Below are 21,216 nucleotides of genomic sequence, written 5' to 3' on the forward strand. Positions count from 1 at the left end.
TTAGTCCGGGATAAGGACTTCACTTGGCACCACCTCCATGGATTCTTCGCCCGGCTGCCGCCAGAAGAACTGCATTTTGGAGTAATTCACGCTTTCATAATAACGCACCATTATGCTGTGCCTTCCCGCGGATAAATTTACCGTGCCGGATGCGCCTGTAATTCCCCCGCCGCCGCCTGGATTTTCCACAATCTTCTTCCCGTCAATATAAACATCAGAGTAATCATTTGATACAGTCTGAAATTCATATTTGCCGGCTTTTTTTATGTTTATAGCGCCTGTCCACTTAACCGAAAACGGACCCATGATTGGGTCAACTGTCCAGTTAAACAGAATGAACGGGTCAAGCCTTGAAAATACAGGCTGCCCTTTCCAGTGATTTTCCATTAATTTCAGATTTTTCTTGTGATCATCCCTGTAATAACGGCCGGTAAGCCCGCTTTTTACAGCCCTGTCCTGATATTTTTTAACCTCTGCATACGGGACTTCGTAGGTAAAGTAAAGAATCCTGTTGCCGTACTTGTGCCTGAAGTCCGTGTACTTTCCGCCGGGATACATGCCTTCAAAAACAGATTTAAGCGGAAGGTACGAAACATCAAGTATATAGACGTAATTTTTCTGTATTTTGGATTTAATTGGTATCCATTCCGCAGGGTCAAACTTTTCAAAGTTCTGATTGGGATAAGTTGCAAAATTGAAAGTATAACTGTCGTACCACGACGGCAGCACCAGCCCCACCCAGTCCGGCCCAAGTTCTTTTAAATATTTGCCCATGTTATATTCATCCGTGGAAAATTCCGCCCACGCGCCGGAATCCTTTGCCCAGCCATTAAAGTAATTGTCATAATTCTTAACCCCGATAAATGCCAGAAGAATAACAAGCGCTATAGTAAATATTTTACTGTTTTGTTTTCCGTACTGTTCCATCCACATTGAACGCAGCCTTGCAAAAACTATAGCCACTGCAATTACCACAAGCGGGATTACCCCTATCGTTCTGTAAGCCTGGGGAGATTCAATTGACAGAAGGCCCGCCTGCAGCAGGACAAAGAACATGGTAATATATAAGAAGTAATACGGGTTAAAAAACCGCGTCAATATGTATCCGAATCCCAGCACAAAAAATATTCCCGTGGCAAAATCAAGCATGGGTGCCGTATTGTAATTATGCCTTGGGTTTCCGTCACCGATATAATTAAACATTAACAGTGTGTTCTTTAAATTATGCGCGTACATCTTTGACCAGTGTTTTACATTCCCGTCCTTTTCTATGTATGGCCCGCCTATTGCCTTTAACATTCCGTCATTAAAAATCGAAACCGTGGATGTCCTGCTCATAAAAGCGCCAAAATTTTTGGCGACATAAATACCCAGAGGCGCGATAACTATCATAAAAGCCAGCACTGCCGCAGCCATCTTTTTTAAATTCTTTTTAAAGAAACCCTTTTCTTTTAATATAAGATATACAAAGAAAACCACAAGCCCAACCGGGATAAGCCTTGCCGCAATGTACGAATAAAGCGACCACGCGGTAACCGCGCCTAACATAATAAAATCAGGAAGCTTTCGGTGCCTGTACGCCCTGTAAGCAAAATATAAAGCGGCTATAAATAAAAGCACCGTGAAAATACCAAGAAAACCTATCCTGCTGAAATTTACGTGCCAGCGCATTACCGCCAGTATAAAGGTGCCTGCCAGCGCCATCCGCCAGCCCATTAAAAACCTTAAAAGAAAGAAAATAGCGGCCACGGACAAAGAACCCAATATAACAGAGACAAACCGTTCCTGTAACACACCTATTCCGAATATTTTAAACATCCCGGCGATAAAATACATAAACATCGCCGCATTCTGCGTCCACCGTTCAATATAAACAGGAAGTTTTGTCCCGTCCATTTCTATTTCATTCATTATATTTAGGGCTTCATTAGCGTTCTGCCCTTCGTCCCGGTAACAGCCGGTCGGTGTTTCAGTTATCATATAAACACGGTAAAATATGGCCAGCAGCACTATTAAAACAAAGGCGGCATATTCAACTTTTTTCCAGTCAAACCCTTTCTTTTTCCCTTTTACAGCGGGCTGCTGAATTTCATCGGCAGGCGGCCCTGAAAGAGGGTCTTTTTTATCCTTTGAAACTTTATTGGCAATCAGGAAAACTATCAGCGCCGCGGCAAAAAACAGCAGCCCCGGTACAAGCATTCTTCTTGTATAAAGAAAGTACTGCCCTACAAAACCAAGCCCAAGCGAAACCGCCGCGATATTAAAAGGCCCGAATGAATTTAAAATTTTAAAGATTCCTGACGCCGGCTTTCTGCTTTTAACTTTTTTCTTTTTTTTGGCCATTTATCTCACCTTTCAACAAAGTTTTGTACTGTCCTGTCATACGCAATGAACTTTATTTTATTGTTATTTTCAACAGTCCTGCTGAAATATAACATAAAATTAAACAGTATTATAAAAGCAATTACGCTGTAAAAAACAGCGTTTTTCATATTTTTATTATTACCCGCTAAAAGTTCTGAAATTTCCGCCGCGCCTGAAAGCCCCGCTATGCCTAACACAATAAAAAACGGCGCCATGTATAGGTGCGTGACTGTAACATCGGAAAATACCGCCGTCATTTCAACGGACAACGCGGCCGCTGTTATCATTGCCGCGTAGGAATAAAACCCGGCTTTTTTATCCGACATTTCTTTTGAAGTACCTGTAAACACAGCAAAAAAGAAAAACAATGCCAGTAAAGGGCATACCGCTTTTGACCATAAAAAACCGTCCTTAAAAAAGGTATCTACCATGAAAGTTCTTGTATTAAGAATGCCCTTTTCCTGCAGGCTTTCTATCGCAAATTTATCAATAAACGTAAACGCACTGAAAACAAGCATAAGAATGAAAGAAACCCCCAGCAGAATATAAAACATGCGCGGTGCGTCTTTTTTAAAACTTTTTTCCATATATTTATAACCTGTAAACAATAACGCCGCGGCGCCAAAAGCCATGCCTATCCTGGTTGTCAGCAGCAATAAAACTGCCGTGACTACAGCGCCTGTATAACTGCCGTTCTTAAGCCCAAAAACAGAATAATATAAATTCAGAGAAAGTAATAAAAGTACAAGCATCCCGTCGCCGCCGCTGTACGCGCCAAGAATTATATAAGGCATAGTGGAAAAAACAAGAAGCACCGGCCATAAACCCGCTTGGGGCAGAACCTCCCTGCTGACTTTATAAAAAGCCGCAGCTGATATAAAGAAAACCGCAAACGCGAATATGTAGGCAAACGTTATAACCGACGCTTTTCCGGCCAGTTTATACACCGCCGATATGATAACCGGGTAAATAATTCCCTGTGTTTCTTTGGCGTCCCCTGTTGCCGCAAATGATTTAAAACCCGAATCCGCGAATTTTGCCGCTTTTTCAAAAGACCTGAATGTTTCAATATTGGGAAAGGTAAGGCTGAAGTTGTTATAATAAAGGACTAAAAGCACCTGCAGAAAAAAAACAGCAATAGCCGCTGCTGCCAGTGAATTTATGGGAAGTGAATCAAAAAAGCCTTTTTGTTTTTTCATTAACCCTTCTCCTTCTGCAGAAACCAATAATAAAAAGCATTATACCTGTTTTGCGTTGCGGCTTCAATACGTACTTTGACTTTATCGCCTTTGATAAAATCACCCGGTATGTCTATATAGAATTCATTAAATCCCTTTTTTTCTTCTGTTTGCCATTCAACCGCTTTTACGCCGTTTACAGTGACTATAAGATGATTTAAAGCCGGGGAATGCGCGCGCCTGGCAATCCTTAAATCAGTGCCGGGGGTCAAGCCGGTCACGGTAAATTCCTCTCCGCCGCTGGTTATTCTTCCGGCATCAAGTACAGTATCCCCCGGTGTACCCTGTTCTGTCGGGCCTTCTTCAAGAAGGTTACCCGGGTATTCAGACACAAATTTCGTCCATATTTTATAGCCGTGCTTCTTTTCTGAACGCATATCACATACATCAATTGAATCCTTTGTTACATAGCCCGCCTTAAAAGCTTCTTTTGTTTTCATTGTATCACCGCTGCCTAACAGGGAAAAATCTGTTGCCACGCAGACTTCAGGCGACCCCACCACAAAATACGGCGGCTCTCTTTTTATATTAAACTCTTTCAGCCTTGGTTTTTTAAAAAGCGTATATGGTTCGTAATTAAACCAGCCCACATGTACCATAAAATAATCCGGCCTTACGTGTTCTATTTCCTCAAAAACACCGGCTTTGCCGTTCTGAAATATTTTTGCCTGCCCGTTTGTGACAAGGCCCACAAGGTCAAATACCCTCTTTTCAGAGTAAAACGCTATTGCTCCCGCGTCATTAATAGCGATCTTTGCGTCTTCAGGAATATTATTTTTTATCCACAACCCCGCGGATATTGACTGAGCCTTAATATCCCTGCAGTCCCTGCCAAAATTAACAGCATTGGCGCCAAGCGTAAATACAGTAAAGAGAATCATAAGAGAAGCGGAGGCCGTGAAAAAAACTTTCTTCTGCCCCGCATTTTTAAATTTCATCGCTTCAATTATGACGAATATCCCGTAAACAAAAAATATCGAGTATATTACGGTAAACGGCATTGTGTACCTGTAATTATGCACCGTGGCAAAACTTGAAAAGACGGTTAATAAAACTCCCGCAAAAAACAGCATGATTCCGTTTAAAAACGGGCCGGAATTCCTGTTCTTTATCTCCGCATAAGCTCCCGGCAGTATGCCTAAAAGGAATACAAAAAAAGCGTATTTGGGAAAATAATGCTCTGCCCCGCCGTTAAAGATGATGTCAATAAACCTGTTAAAAAGGGCCAGCCCCTGGGCCACAATATCAGTATGATAAAAATAGAAAAGCGAAAAGTTGGACTTTGCCCGCATTGTGTTAGGCATGTAGTCGCCGGTAAAAATATAATTCAAAATAAAATGAACCGCCCCGGCAGCCAGCGGTATTATATACAGAAGAAGGTTTTCTTTCCTGCCTGATATTATCCTGTTTACAATCCTTGAAAAAATAATCAGCATTGAAAGCGCGAAACCTTCCGGCCTGATTACGGCCAGCAGCGATAAAGCAATGGCGGATTTTACAGTACCGGGCTGTGTCATAAAATAATAGAAAACAGCCGCCAAAAAGGCGCCGAACATTCCTATTTCCATCCCGGAAAAATAGCCCCACAACACGTTCCCGTTTACCGCGCATACAAATGCCGCAAGATAAGCGTATTCTTTTTTTGAAGTGAGTTTAAGAACTGACAGAAAAATAAAATACGCCGTAAAAAAAAGCGAAGCCGCGCCTATGGCATATGTGACTATTATTATGGAGCCGCCTTTAAAAATAAGCGCGAAAGGAGTAAGCAGTAAAGCGTAAAAAAGGCTGGTAGCGCCTGAAGAATAACCTTCCCCCCTGACGTATTCCATAAAATGGCCGGCGGCAGTATTTTTCGCGTACTGAAAATAAATGAACGCGTCATCAAGAGGGGCTGAAATACCGCGGGAATAAACAAACATTATTAGAACGAACGCAGCTGCCGCAATTGCCGAATATATTAAAAATATTTTTTTTGCGGCCGCCGCATCTTTCATGAAATAATTGTCCTTAACTCCGCCTTTCTCTGTTTAGAGATCATGACCATAAGGGAATCACCTTTTTGAATTACGGTATTTCCGTGGGGAAATACCACTTCCCCTTCCCTTATTATGGAGATAATGAGGCAGTCTTCGGGCAGTTTTATATCTTTTATCTGTTTATTGATAAGTTTGGAATCTGAATCCACTTCTGTTTCCAGCACTTCAACTTTTCCGCCCTTCATTTCAAGGACAGGTACAAGCATTCCTGAATCAACCTCTTTTTCTATAAGAGAATTTACTATTTTTGTTGTGTTGACCACCGCATCCACACCCAGCGTGGAAAAAATATCTTCATTGCGCGGGTTGGATATTCTGGCTATGGTACGCGGAATCATATACATTATCTTTGCCATCTGACAGATAACAAGGTTTGTGGCGTCGTCACCGGTTACAGCCACCATTACATTGGCGCGGTTTGTACCTATTGCTTTTAAAGTTTCCGACTCTGCGGCGTCGCCCATGTATATGTGTTCGCCAAGTTCCGGGTCAAGTTCTGAATACCTTGACCTGTCTTTTTCCACAAGCAGCACTTCGTGGCCTTCTTTTATTAAAAGCCTTGTCAGGTTATATCCCATCTTGCCGCCGCCGACTACTATTACAAAAAGCTGTTCTTCCCGGGGTGATTCCTGTTCATTCTTCATCAGGGGCCTCCGTTTCTTTCTTACGCGAATCTTCCACAATTTTTGCTATTTTCTTTTCACCCAAAGTGGTCGGGCAGAAAGTAAGTATTCCAAGTTCTTCAAAAGCTTTTGCCCTTATCGGGTCGTCCACCCTTGCTATCGCCGTTTCCGCTTTAAATTTCTGTTTTGCTATTTCAGCAGCCATTATATTTGTATTATCGCTGCTTGTTATAGCTATAAATAAATCTGTCTTTTCTTTCATTACTTCCGTATATGCCTGCATATCCGTGCCGTCCGCCTGTATTACCTGACCGGAAAAATCCTTACCAAGTTTGTTAAGAGCGTTCGCATTCTTATCCATTACAATAACAGAATTAGCTTTATCTTTTTCCATCTTTTTAGCCACGCGTTCCCCAAGCCTTCCGCAGCCAAGAATAACTATTTTCATTTTTCCTCCTGATTTCAACTTTAAAACAAGTTATATGTAAGCTTAAAGTTCAGCGTCTTTTTCTATTGATATTTCGGCTTCGCGCATTTCTGCCACGTCCACCCATACCCTGCAAGGCGCGTTTTTTGCCACATAATTTATTGTCCTGCCTGACAGAATATCCGAAACTTTTGTTTTATGCGGATGCCCCAGCAGTATTAAGTCCGCCTTTCTTTTTGCCGCTTCTTCCACTATGGCCTTGCCTGCGGAGCGTGCCTGTACAAGTTTGGTATCAACTTCCACACCATACTCTTTGCCTATCATTTCCGCCTGGTCAAGCGCGCGTTCTCCCTTTTCCTTTTCCGCCGGTATTACAGCATCAATAGGAAGGGTCATGGGCACTTCAATCACGTATATCGCAAGTATTCTTGACTTATCCCTCTGCGCTATTTTACACGCGGCCTGTATCATTTCCGCGTCAAGATCTCCTACTGTGGGGACTATTATATCATAAAAATCCACGGGCTGATAAGCCGCCTCTACCACCCTTTCTATTGTAACCTCGTCATGCACGGGAAGTTTATGTTTCTTCCTGTAAATCACATAAAGCGCGAATCCGCCCACTATCCATAGAATACCCACATTGCCTGTCCACTTATCCCCGGTTGCTATTATTACCCATACAAACATATTTACAATAATACTTATCACGGCAGTTATGGGAATCTGTTTTCCCGCAATTGTTAAATTGAATTTGGTTTTATAAGGCCTTTCCATATCAGGAAATTTAATCCTAAGCGCTATTATGGAAACGTGCGCCATTGTAAATATAAGCATCGCGGAATACGCGTAAAGGCTTGCCAGTTTTATAAAAATATCTTTGTAAAGCACGCCGACACAAAGCAGAGCGACCGCGCAGAGGCTGAAAAATATTACCGATATGTATGGCGTATTAAATTTTCTGTGCAGTTTAAATATGGGCGTGGGAAGCTGCCTGTGCTGCCCCATAGAATAAGCAAGGCGCGATGCGCCCATTATGCCCGCGTTTGTTGCCATAAAAAGAATTGATACCGCAAGTATGGCAACCCATGGCCCTAAAATGGCGCTTAAATCTAAATTCAAACCAAAAACCGCGATATCCGGCATATAGTGAGCTATTCCCGCAATTGGGTCTTCCGCCCATGTCGTGGCAAGTTCCTTTGGATCCATAACGCTTCCCGCTATTACAGGAAGGCCGACAGACATTACAAGCACTACAATGATTAACAGAAAATATGACTTTGGAACGGTCTTTTTATAATCATATGCCTCTTCGGACATCTGGGAAATGGTGTCTATTCCGGTGTAGGAAATCATGGCTATGGCAAACCCCTGAACAAAACCCCTTAATGTCGGCCAGTATTCAGGCCCAAGATACGGGTAAGTTAATATTTTGCCGATATTTAAAACCAGCACAGCACCAAGAATAATTAAAAGCGCCTGCGTGGCAATATCCAAAATAGCAAAGAAGATATTAAAGGAAGTGGCTTCTTTTACCCCCCTTACATTCAGAGCCATTAGCCCAAGCACAACAACAACCGCGGCCATTATACTGAAAAAATGCGGGCTTGTCTGAAAAGCAAAATCACCTATGGTAACAGGTATGGGGGTTTTTAAAACCGGCATAAAATACGCCATGTATTTTACCGCGGTATAGGAAGATATGGCAATGGTTACCACATAGCATAAAAGGTCAACCCATCCGGTAAAGAAACTCACCGATTCGTTGAAACCTTTTCTGGAAAAATACGAAGCCCCTCCTGCATAAGGCATCATAGATGTGCCTTCAGAGAAACTCCATACTGTAAAGACGAAGAAAATTCCCGCCAGTGCTATGGCAAGAGGGGATGCGCCAAGCGCGAATACAGCAGTCGCGCCAAGCGCGTAATATATTGAAGAACCGACGTTTCCATAGCCCGCGCTGAAAAGCGCGGCCGTGCCGATTTCCCTCTTAAGTTTTTCCTTCTCTACTATTACCTTTCTTCGGATAGAGCGTAATTGCTCAGCCATTTTTGGCCACTTAAACCTTTAACTGCCCTTTATCCAGCCGCATGATATTATTTAGCCACGGCTTTATCTTTTGCAGCTGCAACCGCTTCAAGAGCGATTTTTGCAAGCTTTGTAAATGCCGCCGGATCCGCGATTGCCAATTCTGAAAGCTGTTTGCGGTCAAGCATAATTTCGGACTTCTTAAGCCCGTCTATGAACCTGCTGTAGGATATTGCATTTTCCCTGCAGGCAGCGTTGATTCTGGCAATCCAAAGGGTCCTGAAGTCCCTTTTCTTGTACTTTCTTCCTTTATAAGCCTGAACCATTCCCTTTTCAACCTGCTGCTTGGCTTTTGTCCATAAATTCTTCTTTCTTCCGTAAAAACCTTTGGCAAGCTTTAATATTTTTTTATGTCTTGCTTTTGATGTTACTCCTCGTTTGACGCGCGGCATATCTGTTCCTCCTGATAATATTGTTTATTTTTTATCCGTTTTTAATGGCACTTCTGTTACGAGTAAGGCATCATGCTTTTAATGGCTTTAGCCTGATTTTCCGGCACATATCCTTTTTTTCTTTTAGGCCTTTTAAGGCTGCTTGGTTCCTGATGAAGAAGGTGGCGAAGCCCCGGCTTTTTGTACTTAATCTTTCCGTTTGCCGTAAGCTTGAACCTTTTTTTCGCGCATGAATTTGTTTTTAATTTCTGTTTCATTTAAGAGTCTCCTTTATTTTGTTATTTTTTTCTTGGCTGCATCTGAAAAATTATCGTCCTGTCTTCTGTTGCGGGAGGACTTTCAATTTCCCCTATGTCAGAAAGCGCCTTCATTGTTTCATCAATAAGAACTTTGCTCTTTATTTCCTTATATTCAAGCTCCCTGCCCCTGAACTTAATGGCAAACCTTACCTTAAACCCTTTTTCAAGGAATTCACGGGCGTGGTTAAGCTTAATTCCAAGGTCATGTTTATCAATGTTCGGCCTGAACTGCACTTCTTTTACAACAATTATTATCTGATTTTTTCTTGCCTGTTTGTCTTTTTTAAGCTGCTCGTATTTAAATTTTCCGTAATCCAGCAGTTTGCAGACCGGCGGTTTTGCGTTAGGGCTTATTTCCACCAGATCCAGGTTACGTGAGTCCGCAAGTTTCAGCGCTTCGTCTTTCTTGAGAATGCCAAGTGAATTGCCATTTTCCTCAATTACCCTCATTTCAAAAGCTCTGATCTGCTCGTTAACCTTTAATTCTGCGAATGAAATATTGCACCTCCTAAAATGATAAAAGGATGACAAATGCCATCCTTTAAATATGATAAACTTATCATTTTTAAACCCGGGCGCCTGCGGCCCCCAAGGGTGAGAAGCGATGGCTTCTTCTTCCTATTTTTATGCCCTAAAGGTTTCCCCTTAAGGTTTGATAATATTACAATACGAAACACTTCAAGTCAAGGAAAAAAACCGTATTATTCCCTTAAGGCAGCTCGGCGGCTCGGTTATAACAAGCCTGCGAAGCGGAAATATCAGGACCGCAGTGTAATAATTGCCTTGGTAGACGCGGGTCTTCAGCCCGCGGCAGTTATTCCGGTTTCAAAAAAACTAGTTAATCTTATCCTTGCCCCTTTTTAACGGCCAATCGTCACGTAATAACAAAGTTTTAACCACCGCTTTTGCATACTTTTATTCAACAACCTTTATTACCACACTGCCCTTTTTACGGCCGGCTTCCACATATCTGTGGGCTTCCCTTATTTGCTGCAGCGTAAATGACCTGTCAATTACAGCCTTGTACCTGCCCTCTTCTATTATATCTTTAACTAAAGACAGGTCCTTTCTTTTATCACTTTGTTTTCTAAGGCCCGCGGCAATAAACTTCACCCGTTTGTTAAACAGCATATCAACAACAGGAATTGTTGTAAGAAAAACCCCTTTTGAATTCAGAATATTCTTACAACGTGAAAAAGATGACTTGCCTGCAACATCAAAGACAATATCATATTTTTCGTCAGTCTTAGTAAAATCAGCCGCAGTATAATCAACAACTTTATCCGCGCCAAGATTCTTTACTGTTTCAAGATTACCCGTGCTGCATACACCTGTAACTGTTGCGCCATAGTATTTGGAAACCTGCACCGCGGCAGAACCAACCCCGCCTGACGCGCCGTTAATAAGTATATTCATCCCGGCTTTTATTTTACCCGCGTCACGCAGAAAAGGAATTGCGGTTATTGCGCCGTCTGTAACCGACGCCGCCTGTTCAAATGTCATATTTGACGGCTTTAATACCACTGCCCCGTCCGCGGGAACACAAAGATACTCCGCGTAAGCGCCCATACTCATACCCATATTGCCAAATACTTCGTCTGCGATTTTCAAACCGCTTACATCCCTGCCAACCGCTTCAACAATACCTGAAAATTCAAGCCCAAGCACAGGTTGTTTTGGTTTAAAAATGCCGTTAAGCCCCGGCATTTTTCGCATTAAAGGGTCGTCTTTTTCAACTGTTGTTGCGTAAATCTTTACAAGCACTTCATTATCTTTTGGCGAAGGCTTTTCACTATCCGTAATGTGAAGAACCTCCGGAGCGCCAAACTTAGTACATACTGCCGCTATCATATCCACTGCTCCTTTTTGTTATGCGTCCACGCGTACCACGCAATGAAAATACAGCATGATATTTCAATTACAGAAAAGAAGATGTAGTAATTTGAAGGCCCTGACCCCACAAATAACGAACCAATCTGAACAAGCGTCATTAATAACGCAGCCGATATGTTTGCCCATCTGTTTGCTCCATATGAAAGCAGCCTGGACAGCAATATCATTACAATCGGTATTTCCATAAGCACAGCTGCCGCCATAAGCTTGCCCGAATCCATCTGAACCGCCCCGTCACCTGAGACGATTCCTTTTAGAATCACAGGGTCAAACAGCCCCAGAACATCGCAGTAAAGATAATTCATCATAAGAAATATCCACAGCGTAAACAGAATTGATTTTGGCTTTTCAAATAAACTTAATCCGTTTGAATTTTCCATATTCATCTCCTTTATATTCCCGTCATAACAAGCCATTTATAAATAAGCAGTGCCGGCCAGACTATCGCCTTAAGGACGCCAAGCACACCCATCCAGAAACTATCGGCATACTGGATAAAATAAATAACCGCTCCTATAAAACCCAAACCATAAACCGCATTGCCGCCGCCTTTATACACAGTTTTCCTGTTATCACAACATCCGCCTTTTTCCCTTTCTTTGTCTATTTCCGCGCCGATTGTCTCCCCTATTTTCCTGCCCACTTCTTTTGCCGATTTTTTCGCCTTTGCTTTTGCCATGATAATCCCTCCTGTTTTATTTTTCTTCCTGATTATATTCCATTATATCGCCCGGCTGACAGTTAAGTTCCCTGCAGATGGCGTTAAGCGTTTCCATGCGCACCGCTTTTGCCTTTCCTGTCTTTAAAATAGAAAGATTTGAATCTGTAAGGTCTATCCTTTTGGCAAGTTCGCCCAGTGATATTTTCCTGTCTGCCATTACACGGTCCAGCCTGAATACAATACTCATATATGCCACCTCATACCGTTAAGTCATGTTCTTCCTGAAGCGCGGAAGCATTTTTAAATATTTCGCCCAGCATTAGAAGAAGCACACACGTGAAAAGCCCGCTGAAATTAAATGTAATAATAGAAAACACAATAAGCAGTTTGTTTGCGGCGGAAATTATCTGCACATTGCCGGCATTGAAAACCACATCATTCCTGAAATTTTCGAACAGGCTGCGTGACTTGCGGATGATTAAAAGAAGAAACGTGACTACCGCTATGCCATAAGGAAAGATAAGCATCTTGACGAAAAGAGGAACTGACATGAATTCATTCCACTCCGCTAAGTCTTTGGCATTCTTAACTGCATCCTTTGCCATTTCTGAAGAGATGAAGTTCTGAATCTGAGGCGAGAAGATAATTGCGCTTATTGCTATAACCCCCACTACTGCCATTACAAGAACCAGATACCATGAAACATTTAAAATAACACTGATAACCGAAGACACCGACTTTTTACCGAAGTACTTCATTGCACAATCCTCCTTTTGTTTTATTGATGCAAATATAGCGGAGAATTGGTTGTTTGTCAAGTATTATTTATTGATATTCAATAAATAATTAGTAAATAGCAGTAAAATATATGCATTTTTCAATAAAAAAACTTAAAAAATTGGTTTACCTTTATTTATAAGTTCATTAACTTTTACAGCCACAGGTGTCGCGACATTATATTCCAAACCCAGCCTGATTACCGTTCCGCCAAATAAATCCCTTTCGTCAGATTTATTGCTTATTTCATAATCCCTCTGAAAAGAGGTCTTTGTGGTAGGCGGAAACCCTGATGCTTTTTTGAATGCTTCTTCTATTATATACGGCTTCATATTAATACCCTTTGACTTTGCAATAGCTTCTATCTCACTCATTATCCCGCGGGTAATCGTGCTTAGTTCCCCGGATTCCGTTACTTCACCAAGGGTTTTATTGTATGCGGCAGTCACCATTCCAAATGCAGCTATAAAAATATACTTGCCCCATATTTCAGTATACTGGTCCTCAAGCCATTTGTAATCTATTCCGGCGGGCGGGAAAACATTTTTAAAAGGATCTGACGTATCCGGATGTAACGGGTCTTTGCCTGTCATGATAACCGCAGCGCCGCCCTTTTGGGCAATTACTCCCGGGCTTTCTATGTGCGTGCCAATATAGACACACGATGGCAGTACAATTCCGGTTTTAATTACACCGCGCACCCTTTCATATATATCTATGCCGTTAAGCAGCGGAAGAATTACTGTCTTATCTTTAACTTTGTCTTTTAACCCTGCCAGCACTTCATTTAAACTGTAACTTTTTACGCACAGTAAAAGAATATCCGGCTGCGGCATTTCATTCATATTATCAGTTGCAAGGTGCGGCATGCAGACAGCACTTGTATCTGCAGTTTTTAAGAGCAGTCCGTTTTGCTTTATTGCCGCCAAGTGCTGCCCACGCGCGAAAAAACTTACCTTTACATCCGGATTTATTTTCTGCAGCGCGCATAGCCTGCCGCCAAAATATCCACCCACCCCGCCTGTGCCGATTATTGATATGTTCATTTTCATCCCACCTTCATATAATTATCGGGTTCATTAGATTGTAATACCCGAAAAATATCACCGCACAAGATATGATTCTTTCATTTTGACATCCTGTAACTTTCCTGCACCCCGCCCTACTCCGGCTTAAAAGTGCGCATATTCATATTTTATATTTATGCCTTTATAATTGTTTTTTTCTTAAATAGTTTTATATTATAACTTAGTAGTTTGAAATTTTTTCTTGCTTTCTTTCCATATGTCCTGTTCCCCATATTTAGCTGCCTCTTCTTTCAGTAAAAAATCCTCTTTTTCCCTCTCCAGTTCGTGCAGCAGCTCCCTTTCTGACGGCAGAAATACTTTATACTTGGAAACAAACATCTTATTATCAAGCCCGTTTGTGGAATATCTTACTTTTGCCTTATCCTTATACGTACACAGTATAATCCCTACCGGAGGGTTGTCTCCCGGTTTCATTATGTTTTCCCTGAAGTAGTTTATATAGAAGTTCATTTGACCCGCATCGGCGTGTGAAAACTCTCTTATTTTAAGGTCTATAAGCACATGGCATTTGAGGATTCTGTGATAAAAAACAAGGTCTATCCTGTCATGTTCTCCCCCGGAAGATATCCTGTACTGCCTGCCTTCAAAACAGAATCCGCTGCCAAGTTCCATCAGAAATTCCTGTATATGATTAATCAGCGCGTTTTCAAGGTCATTTTCGGAATATTCCGGTTTTTCCCGCAAGCCTGCAAATTCAAGAATGTACGGGTCTTTGATTGTATCTTCAATATTAAACTTTTCCGATACAGATTCCGTTTTTTTTAACAGTCCTCTTTTGCGCTTTGAAAGTGCTGCTCTTTCATATAAAAGTGAACCCATCTGCCTTTTCAACTGCCTTACCGACCAATTGCCCAAAATAGCTTCGTTCTCATAAAACATGCGTTTTGGCAGAGCATCAGCTTTAAGCAATTCTACAAAATGCGTATATGAAAATACCGATAGCAGTTTTTTAATTCTTAATATGCCTGTTTTGTTATTTTTTGACAATGCGGTCAATTCTTCAGTCAGTGACTGAAGAATGTTATTTCCGGAATCTACAATAAGTTTTGAGTGTTTTTCATTAATAATCCGTCCAATTTCAGGGTATGCCAAATAAAACTGCCTGAAAATATTCAAATTAGTAAAAGACATACCTTTCATATTTTTAGTTTTTAATCTGTCTGCCAGTTCCTGCATAAGGCGATTTCCATATTTTGCCCTGTCTTCACCTTTTTGTTCATACCTGACGATGTGATATCCTATCAGCCAATTTCGAAGCGTAAGGGAAACATTAACCGCCGTAAGCGCGTTTTTCTTTAGAGTTCTCTGTGTGATATTAATTAATTCAATCAGATTATTTATTTTCATACATAAGCTCCATGATTTTTATGGGAGATTTTATGATTTCAGGTAATAAATTCAAAATATAAGCAAAGAATAATCCCAAAACCCCAAATCCACAAACACCAAGAATAAAATCTAAACAACGCACCCTAAAGGGTGCGGCTACAAGAACATAAAACATTACACATTAAATACCAGGTTTTAAAAGAACCAGGCGTAATGTATTACGCCTCTACGATAAAGGAAAAACATAAAATAACTAATTAAACAACCCCTGCTACTTCATTGGTTCTGCGGGGAGTTCTACTTTAGCTATTTCTTTGGTCCTTGGGTCAAGGACATATATATTCCCGTTCACATCAACATCCATGGATGAAGGGTTAACAAAAGACATGTTATCCCCTCTCATCTCCACTGTCCTTGCTTTCTTTCCATCAAGCGTGATAAAAAGTATGTTCTTCGTGGACTGGATGGATATTGCCATAAACGGCTCCGGAGTGTTTTCAAATATCTCTATCTGCGGCCCGTGAATTGTGGAAGCAGTTCCAATTTCAAAAGACCTTATATATTTCATATCAGGGCTGAATACCTGTACCCTTCTGTTTATGGTATCCAGAACATACCTGTTTCCCTTTGAATCAAAGGTTACATAACACGGCTGCGACATCTGCCCGCACGACCCGCCTGTGGATGTGGCGTAATAGCCCATTGGCTGCCCATTACTGCCAAAGAACACCAGCAGGTTCTTTCCCGGAGAAGACACAGCAAACGTGCTGTTATCTTTTGAAAGGGCTATGCTTCTTGCGCCGTGAACAAAAGAATTAAATACTATAGTCTTTTTCTCGTTACCGTCAAAATCAAACTGCCTTATGGTGTCTTTATTGACATCCATAACATACAGCATGCCCGCCTGCTGATCCAGTTCCATATAAGCATGCTCTTTAAGGTCCTGCGGCCTGTCATCCACATCCCCAAAAACACCTTTTTTTGTCGCCATAGATATGGTTTTTTTAAGTTTGTAAATATCCGCCTGCTTCTCAAGAATATAAACCTTGTATGCCATTCCGTCCGCTATGAACATCCTATTGCCGTCCAAAGAAACAGCAATATCGCTTGGCGTGTCAAATTCCGCTTCACATTTTATTTTTGTAACCTTAGCCTCTCTAAGAGGTATTGGCGCTTTGTAATCTGTGTTTTTGCAGATACCAGAAAAATTATCTATAGGCTTGTATTCAAAACCGGGTGATACCTGCTGATCCCCGCTTTGAACGCTTACCTGAGCGAAAGCTGAAAAAATATTTGATTTTTTGCCGTCTGCCGCTGCAATTTTTGCCGCCGTTTTTCTTCTTGGTTCATGCCGCGCAAATGAAGGCGAGTAAAGTTTTCCCCTGACAACAGGTGTTTTTACGGGGCCGCGTTCAACCGCATACTGTGTGCTTCCTGTATTCCAGTATTCCCTGAATGCGGCGTAATACTGTTCATCAGAGAAATCATAGACAAATAATATCTGCCTGTGCATCTCGTTGTATAGTATCTTGCCGTCTTTTACAAGGTTGTCTATTCCCGGTTTCATGGCCGCTGTGGACGCAGATAAAATAACCGCCTTGCCTTTAAGTTCATCCCTGTTTAAAACAGCTTCAAACACTTCAGGGTCCATCCTTTCAAACCTTGCTCTAAAGCCATACAGTTCCGAAAGCAGGTTTAACATATGAAATTCCTTTGAGACAAGGACAATACTCTTCTTTTTACCGTCTTCAAGTATGTACCTTACCGCAACCGCTTCCGCGGTGTAAGGAAATACTTTCGGCATGTAAATGTAAAATTTATACGCGCTGGAAGCTATTATCCCTGCCATCACCGTAATAAGAATACCTTTATAAATCTTCGCCCCATTTTTGCCCTTTGACACGGCAGCTGCCAGCCTTGTAATACCTACCGCCGCAAGAATAGCAAGCATAGGCGAAAGGAAAATAAGCCTTGTATTCGGCGGATAGCTGTACTGCACAATAGCCCCGATAAAAAATACAAGCACTGCGTAACCTACAAGCAAAAACCTTGCGCGCCAGTCCCTGAAAAAAGCCACTACTGCCCAAGTAAGCCCGGCAAAGATTCCAAAAGCGCTTACCAAATCGGCCGTCCTGCCTGGAACATAATGAGACATTAACTCCCTGTATATAAACGCAAAGAACGCATGAAAGTAATTCATTATAAGGAACAACGGCCTGTCCGCAGGGTTTGAAATTTCGCTTCCTGTGACAAACGACTGCATGGTTAGATGGTCAACAAACTTCGGATTGATTACAATAAATATTATCGTCCCAAGAAACAAAAGAATTCCGGGTATTATTCTGTTCCACGAATACTGCCTTCTTAAAGGATGAAAGAACCAGTAAATGACCCCTAACACCGGTACAAGCCTGCCCGAATAAAAAGAATAACATCCCATACCTATTACCGCTGCAGCCACAAATGTCCAGAAATGTGAATTTCTGCGTATGGCAAGTTCAAGAAATAATATCCCCGCCACAAGGGGCATAATTGAATGGATGTTATTATGCGACAAATGCGCGAAAGCAAGAATCGGCAGTGCAAAAGCAAAAGCCACTGATGCCACCGCGGCTGTAGATTTATTAAAAACCATCCTTGTCCACAGATAAAGCGGAATAATACTGACGGCCGGTATTAACGCAGTGCTTAGCTTCCATCCAAAAAAAGGATTGATATGCATAAATAAAGACTGATACACCGAACTCCATACCGGATGATAGCCGTAAACCCCGTCTTCATAAAGCATTTTAGGCAGCGTGGAACCTTTTATCATTCCCTTTGCGTATTCATAAAACGCGTATTCATCGCCGATAAAAGAGTATCTCCATGATTTCCAGTCAAACATATATACCACAAGCATTACAGCGGCAAAAATTAAAAGCCTGCCGAATTCTTTTGCGTCAGGAAAAGCGTTCGCGTCGCTGACCGGTTCGTTTTTCAGGTCAAGCGCGGCAAAATATAAACCGCTGATAATAAGAAGCGCGAAGAACAGGATATTCTGCGCCATATAATGCTTATTATTAAGGAACAGCCATACAAGTATTCCGTATCCCACAAGCACCAGAGGTATTGTTATTCCAATTTTAAAACCTGCCTGCTTTTCCGCTGTACGTTTTTCATCTGCGGGAAGCTGTTTAAGAAACCATGCAGCGCACAGAATAAAAATTAAAAAATTAACAGTAAAATACGGCGGAAGCGCAAGGTCAAAACGCGCCACACGTACATATTCAAACGGCAGTAAAATAAATGCATAAAAAGCCGCAAGCGGCTGGGTTATCCAGGAAAAACCAGCCATCGCCATAAATACGGCCGCGCCGATTAATGCCAGCAATACCATTTTTGTCTTTTTTCCAAGTTTTGCCGCAGCTTTAAAAGGAAAAGAAATAACGGCAAAGAGGAATTTAAACAGCTTTATAAATAAATTCGTTTTTTTGGGCGGTTCAGAAATTGCGATAACCGGTTCTATAACAGGTTTGACTTTCTTTTTACGTTTAACCGAAACAGGCTTACCCGTTTTAGTTGCCTTTTTTTTCATTTTTTCCCTCCGGAATATTAAAAATCTTCCCTTAAACTGCTGAAATTATAACAAAAAAACACTATGTTATAAAGGAATATCTGTCCTATGACTTATATTTTAAAAAACAAGAGCCCGGCATAACCTGTTATATTTGTGATGTGAATTAAATCTTGCCCGGTATATATTCCAGAAGTTCCATTGTATATGTTTCCGTATCCGAATACATAAGCCCCACACCTTCGCCATACCAGGTTTCCTCTTTGAATATCTTGCCGTCCCCCCTGTCAATTTCGCTCTTTATGATATATACATGTACAGGCTTGCCCGCCAATAAAACGTCCGCCTGTGAATCAACCATAAATTTAGTTTTGCTCTGTACTTTTATGGGAAAAAGCCCCAGCAGTTTTACGACACCGGTGGATATTTCCGTCCACGCCTCCCCTATCTTTGGCGGGAACTTAAGGTAATGAATTTCAGGCTGAAGTTCAACATCAAGAAATATAAAACTGAAAACCGGAAATTTTAAATTCTTTATATACGCGCCATCCTTGTCAAACCTTACAAGATTGCCTTTATTTTCCAGCGGCACGCCATAAAAATAATAGTTTTTGCCGTTTTCAGCTTTGGTATATTCAATCAAGCCCGTTACATTTAACACCTGCGACGGATTATCCTTATGCATTATTCTGAACTGCCATCTATCTTTCTGGCTTAACGGAGACAAACACTGCCAGTCTTTCGCGCCGGCGGAAGTGTGCGCGCAGCCTGTAAGCATGGTTGTCTTTAAATACCCAAAAGCGGGGTCTGCCGCATTAACGGCGGAGCATGCAGAAAACACAATTAAAATAAAAACAATTATTTTTTTCATTTTATAAGCGCGCACGGGCGCCTTGCGATAATTACTTTCACGCCTTTCCTTTTGATAAAATCATTAATCAGCACCCGAAGGTCTGCCACTTTAAGAGGGTCAATGACCGCAATATGTTCAACGCCTATTGCCGATAAAAGTTTTTCAAAATCAACAGCATAACTGTCCGCGCCTTTTATTGTCTTCCCCGTTCCCGGATGCGGCTGCCTTCCTGTCATCGCTGTCGTGCGGTTATCCAGAATTATGTTCAGCGTATCAGCGCCGTTATAGACCTGGTTAATTACAGCGGTCACTCCGGAATGCATAAATGTGGAATCGCCGATTACCGCCACAACTTTTTCCGGCGATTCGCCGGCTTTCTGCGCGCCATAAGCGTGGCTTAACCCGCTGCCCATATCTATGCATGTATGAAGCGACGAAAAAGGCGGAAGCGCGCCAAGTGTATAACACCCTATATCGCCCATTACTATAAGGTTCATCTCGTTTAACACTTTAAACACACCTCTGTGGCCGCAGTCCGCGCATAAAGACGGAGGCCTTGGCGGAACAGCAGAAGCTGTTTTAGGGTGTTCTTTTTTGTAAAAACTGTCTCTTATTATATCCGGATCAAGTTCGCCTATTAAAGGGAAGATACTTTTGCCTTCCAGATTTATACCCTGTGCTTTTAAATAATCCTCTATATAGGGCTCCAGTTCTTCAAGCACATATACCTTTTTAACTTTTGACACAAAATCTTTTATCCGTTCTATTGGCAGCGGGTTTAATAATCCGATTTTAAAGAGTGACTTGCCCGGAAAAACCTCTTTAGCATATTCATAACACACGCCCGAAGTTATAAAACCGATATCCGTATCGCCCATTTCCACCTTATTTAAGTCCGTCGTTTCGGCAAACTGTTTCATCTTATTATAGCGGTCTATTAAAACCACCCTGCGTTTTTTTGCATTCAACGGCATCATCACGTATTTATCCCACGGGACAGATATGGGTTTCTTTTTCTTTTCAGGTTTTAAACTTTCATCAATTTCCACAACTCCCCTTGCGTGGGCTATCCTTGTGGTAAAACGGAACAGCACCGGCACGTCAAATTCCTCGCTTAAATCATACGCTTTAATCATAAAATCCCTGGCTTCCTCTGATGATGAAGGCTCTATAACCGGCGCGTACGCGAATTTACCAAGAATCCTGTTGTCCTGTTCGTTCTGCGAACTGTGCATGCCCGGGTCGTCGGCGTTTGCAATTACAAGGCCGCCGTTTATGCCGGTATAAGCAAGGGTCATAAAAGCGTCAAGCGCGACATTAAGCCCCACGTGTTTCATTGTGACAAGCGCCCTTACGCCGCCTAACGAAGCGCCGGTTGCGGCTTCAAGCGCCACTTTTTCATTTATTGACCATTCCGCGTAAACGTCATATTCCGAAAATGCTTCCATTATTTCCGTGGACGGCGTTCCCGGATATCCAAAACCGCACGAAACGCCCGCTTCAAAAGCGCCGCGCGCTATTGCTTCATCGCCTGACATAAGTAACTTTTTCAATTTTTCTCCTGAATTTATAATCACCTGACAGCTTTAGTT

At 41.9% G+C, this 21,216-nt stretch carries 20 protein-coding genes; 1 reads left to right on the forward strand and 19 read right to left on the reverse strand.

Going from position 1 to position 21,216, the window contains the following annotated elements:
* The 9 genes from CVV21_06585 to CVV21_06625 are packed head-to-tail and all read right to left on the reverse strand — an operon-like array spanning position 1 to position 9,917.
* Complete coding sequence (locus tag CVV21_06585; GenBank protein ID PKL91686.1) at positions 1-2,343, reverse strand: hypothetical protein; 2,343 nt, start codon at positions 2,341-2,343, stop codon at positions 1-3.
* Between the two features lie 5 nt (positions 2,344-2,348).
* Positions 2,349-3,563 (reverse strand): hypothetical protein, encoded by a 1,215-nt coding sequence (locus CVV21_06590; protein ID PKL91687.1) that lies wholly within the window; start codon positions 3,561-3,563, stop codon positions 2,349-2,351.
* Positions 3,563-5,596, reverse strand: coding sequence for a hypothetical protein (locus CVV21_06595; protein PKL91688.1), 2,034 nt, complete (start codon positions 5,594-5,596; stop codon positions 3,563-3,565). Before CVV21_06595 ends, CVV21_06590 begins: the two co-directional genes overlap by 1 nt.
* Entirely contained in the window at positions 5,593-6,282 is a 690-nt protein-coding gene (locus tag CVV21_06600) for a portal protein (GenBank protein PKL91689.1), read from the reverse strand. Before CVV21_06600 ends, CVV21_06595 begins: the two co-directional genes overlap by 4 nt.
* Positions 6,272-6,709, reverse strand: a complete 438-nt coding sequence (locus tag CVV21_06605) for a hypothetical protein (protein ID PKL91690.1) — start codon at positions 6,707-6,709, stop codon at positions 6,272-6,274. The genes CVV21_06600 and CVV21_06605 overlap by 11 nt, the downstream gene beginning before the upstream one ends.
* 42 nt (positions 6,710-6,751) lie before the next feature.
* Positions 6,752-8,737: an amino acid permease gene (locus CVV21_06610; GenBank protein ID PKL91691.1), complete on the reverse strand. Its 1,986-nt coding sequence runs from the start codon at positions 8,735-8,737 to the stop codon at positions 6,752-6,754.
* Positions 8,738-8,784: 47 nt separating this feature from the next.
* Positions 8,785-9,168 carry a 50S ribosomal protein L20 gene (locus CVV21_06615; protein ID PKL91692.1) on the reverse strand — a complete coding sequence of 128 codons (384 nt, stop codon included), beginning with the start codon at positions 9,166-9,168 and terminating at the stop codon, positions 8,785-8,787.
* Between the two features lie 56 nt (positions 9,169-9,224).
* On the reverse strand, positions 9,225-9,425 hold the full coding sequence (locus tag CVV21_06620) for a 50S ribosomal protein L35 (GenBank protein PKL91693.1): 201 nt from the start codon (positions 9,423-9,425) through the stop codon (positions 9,225-9,227).
* A 21-nt stretch (positions 9,426-9,446) separates the two neighbouring features.
* Positions 9,447-9,917 carry a translation initiation factor IF-3 gene (locus CVV21_06625; protein ID PKL91694.1) on the reverse strand — a complete coding sequence of 157 codons (471 nt, stop codon included), beginning with the start codon at positions 9,915-9,917 and terminating at the stop codon, positions 9,447-9,449.
* An 81-nt stretch (positions 9,918-9,998) separates the two neighbouring features.
* Here CVV21_06625 and CVV21_06630 point away from each other — a divergent pair, with 81 nt between their 5' ends.
* Entirely contained in the window at positions 9,999-10,331 is a 333-nt protein-coding gene (locus CVV21_06630; protein ID PKL91695.1) for a hypothetical protein, read from the forward strand.
* A 51-nt stretch (positions 10,332-10,382) separates the two neighbouring features.
* Here the strand turns inward: CVV21_06630 and CVV21_06635 are convergent, their stop codons facing one another.
* The 10 genes from CVV21_06635 to CVV21_06680 form a co-directional block, all read right to left on the reverse strand.
* Positions 10,383-11,318, reverse strand: coding sequence for an NAD(P)-dependent alcohol dehydrogenase (locus tag CVV21_06635; protein PKL91696.1), 936 nt, complete (start codon positions 11,316-11,318; stop codon positions 10,383-10,385).
* Positions 11,315-11,740 (reverse strand): hypothetical protein, encoded by a 426-nt coding sequence (locus tag CVV21_06640; GenBank protein ID PKL91697.1) that lies wholly within the window; start codon positions 11,738-11,740, stop codon positions 11,315-11,317. Before CVV21_06640 ends, CVV21_06635 begins: the two co-directional genes overlap by 4 nt.
* A gap of 11 nt (positions 11,741-11,751) precedes the next feature.
* Positions 11,752-12,039 carry a hypothetical protein gene (locus CVV21_06645; protein PKL91698.1) on the reverse strand — a complete coding sequence of 96 codons (288 nt, stop codon included), beginning with the start codon at positions 12,037-12,039 and terminating at the stop codon, positions 11,752-11,754.
* A gap of 16 nt (positions 12,040-12,055) precedes the next feature.
* Positions 12,056-12,268 carry a transcriptional regulator gene (locus CVV21_06650; protein ID PKL91699.1) on the reverse strand — a complete coding sequence of 71 codons (213 nt, stop codon included), beginning with the start codon at positions 12,266-12,268 and terminating at the stop codon, positions 12,056-12,058.
* A gap of 10 nt (positions 12,269-12,278) precedes the next feature.
* Complete coding sequence (locus CVV21_06655) at positions 12,279-12,779, reverse strand: hypothetical protein (GenBank protein PKL91700.1); 501 nt, start codon at positions 12,777-12,779, stop codon at positions 12,279-12,281.
* 132 nt (positions 12,780-12,911) lie between these two features.
* Positions 12,912-13,850, reverse strand: coding sequence for a 2-dehydropantoate 2-reductase (locus tag CVV21_06660; GenBank protein PKL91701.1), 939 nt, complete (start codon positions 13,848-13,850; stop codon positions 12,912-12,914).
* A gap of 189 nt (positions 13,851-14,039) precedes the next feature.
* Positions 14,040-15,233: a cytoplasmic protein gene (locus CVV21_06665; protein ID PKL91702.1), complete on the reverse strand. Its 1,194-nt coding sequence runs from the start codon at positions 15,231-15,233 to the stop codon at positions 14,040-14,042.
* 253 nt (positions 15,234-15,486) lie between these two features.
* The gene (locus CVV21_06670) at positions 15,487-18,792 is read right to left on the reverse strand and encodes a hypothetical protein (protein PKL91703.1); all 3,306 of its coding nucleotides are present in this window, start codon (positions 18,790-18,792) and stop codon (positions 15,487-15,489) included.
* A gap of 145 nt (positions 18,793-18,937) precedes the next feature.
* Positions 18,938-19,657, reverse strand: a complete 720-nt coding sequence (locus CVV21_06675) for a hypothetical protein (GenBank protein PKL91704.1) — start codon at positions 19,655-19,657, stop codon at positions 18,938-18,940.
* Positions 19,639-21,177, reverse strand: a complete 1,539-nt coding sequence (locus tag CVV21_06680) for an indolepyruvate ferredoxin oxidoreductase subunit alpha (protein ID PKL91705.1) — start codon at positions 21,175-21,177, stop codon at positions 19,639-19,641. Before CVV21_06680 ends, CVV21_06675 begins: the two co-directional genes overlap by 19 nt.
* Between the last annotated feature and the right edge of the window lie 39 nt (positions 21,178-21,216).

This window comes from Candidatus Goldiibacteriota bacterium HGW-Goldbacteria-1 (assembly GCA_002839855.1).
In the GTDB taxonomy this organism is placed as follows: Bacteria; Oederibacteriota; PGYV01; order PGYV01; family PGYV01; genus PGYV01.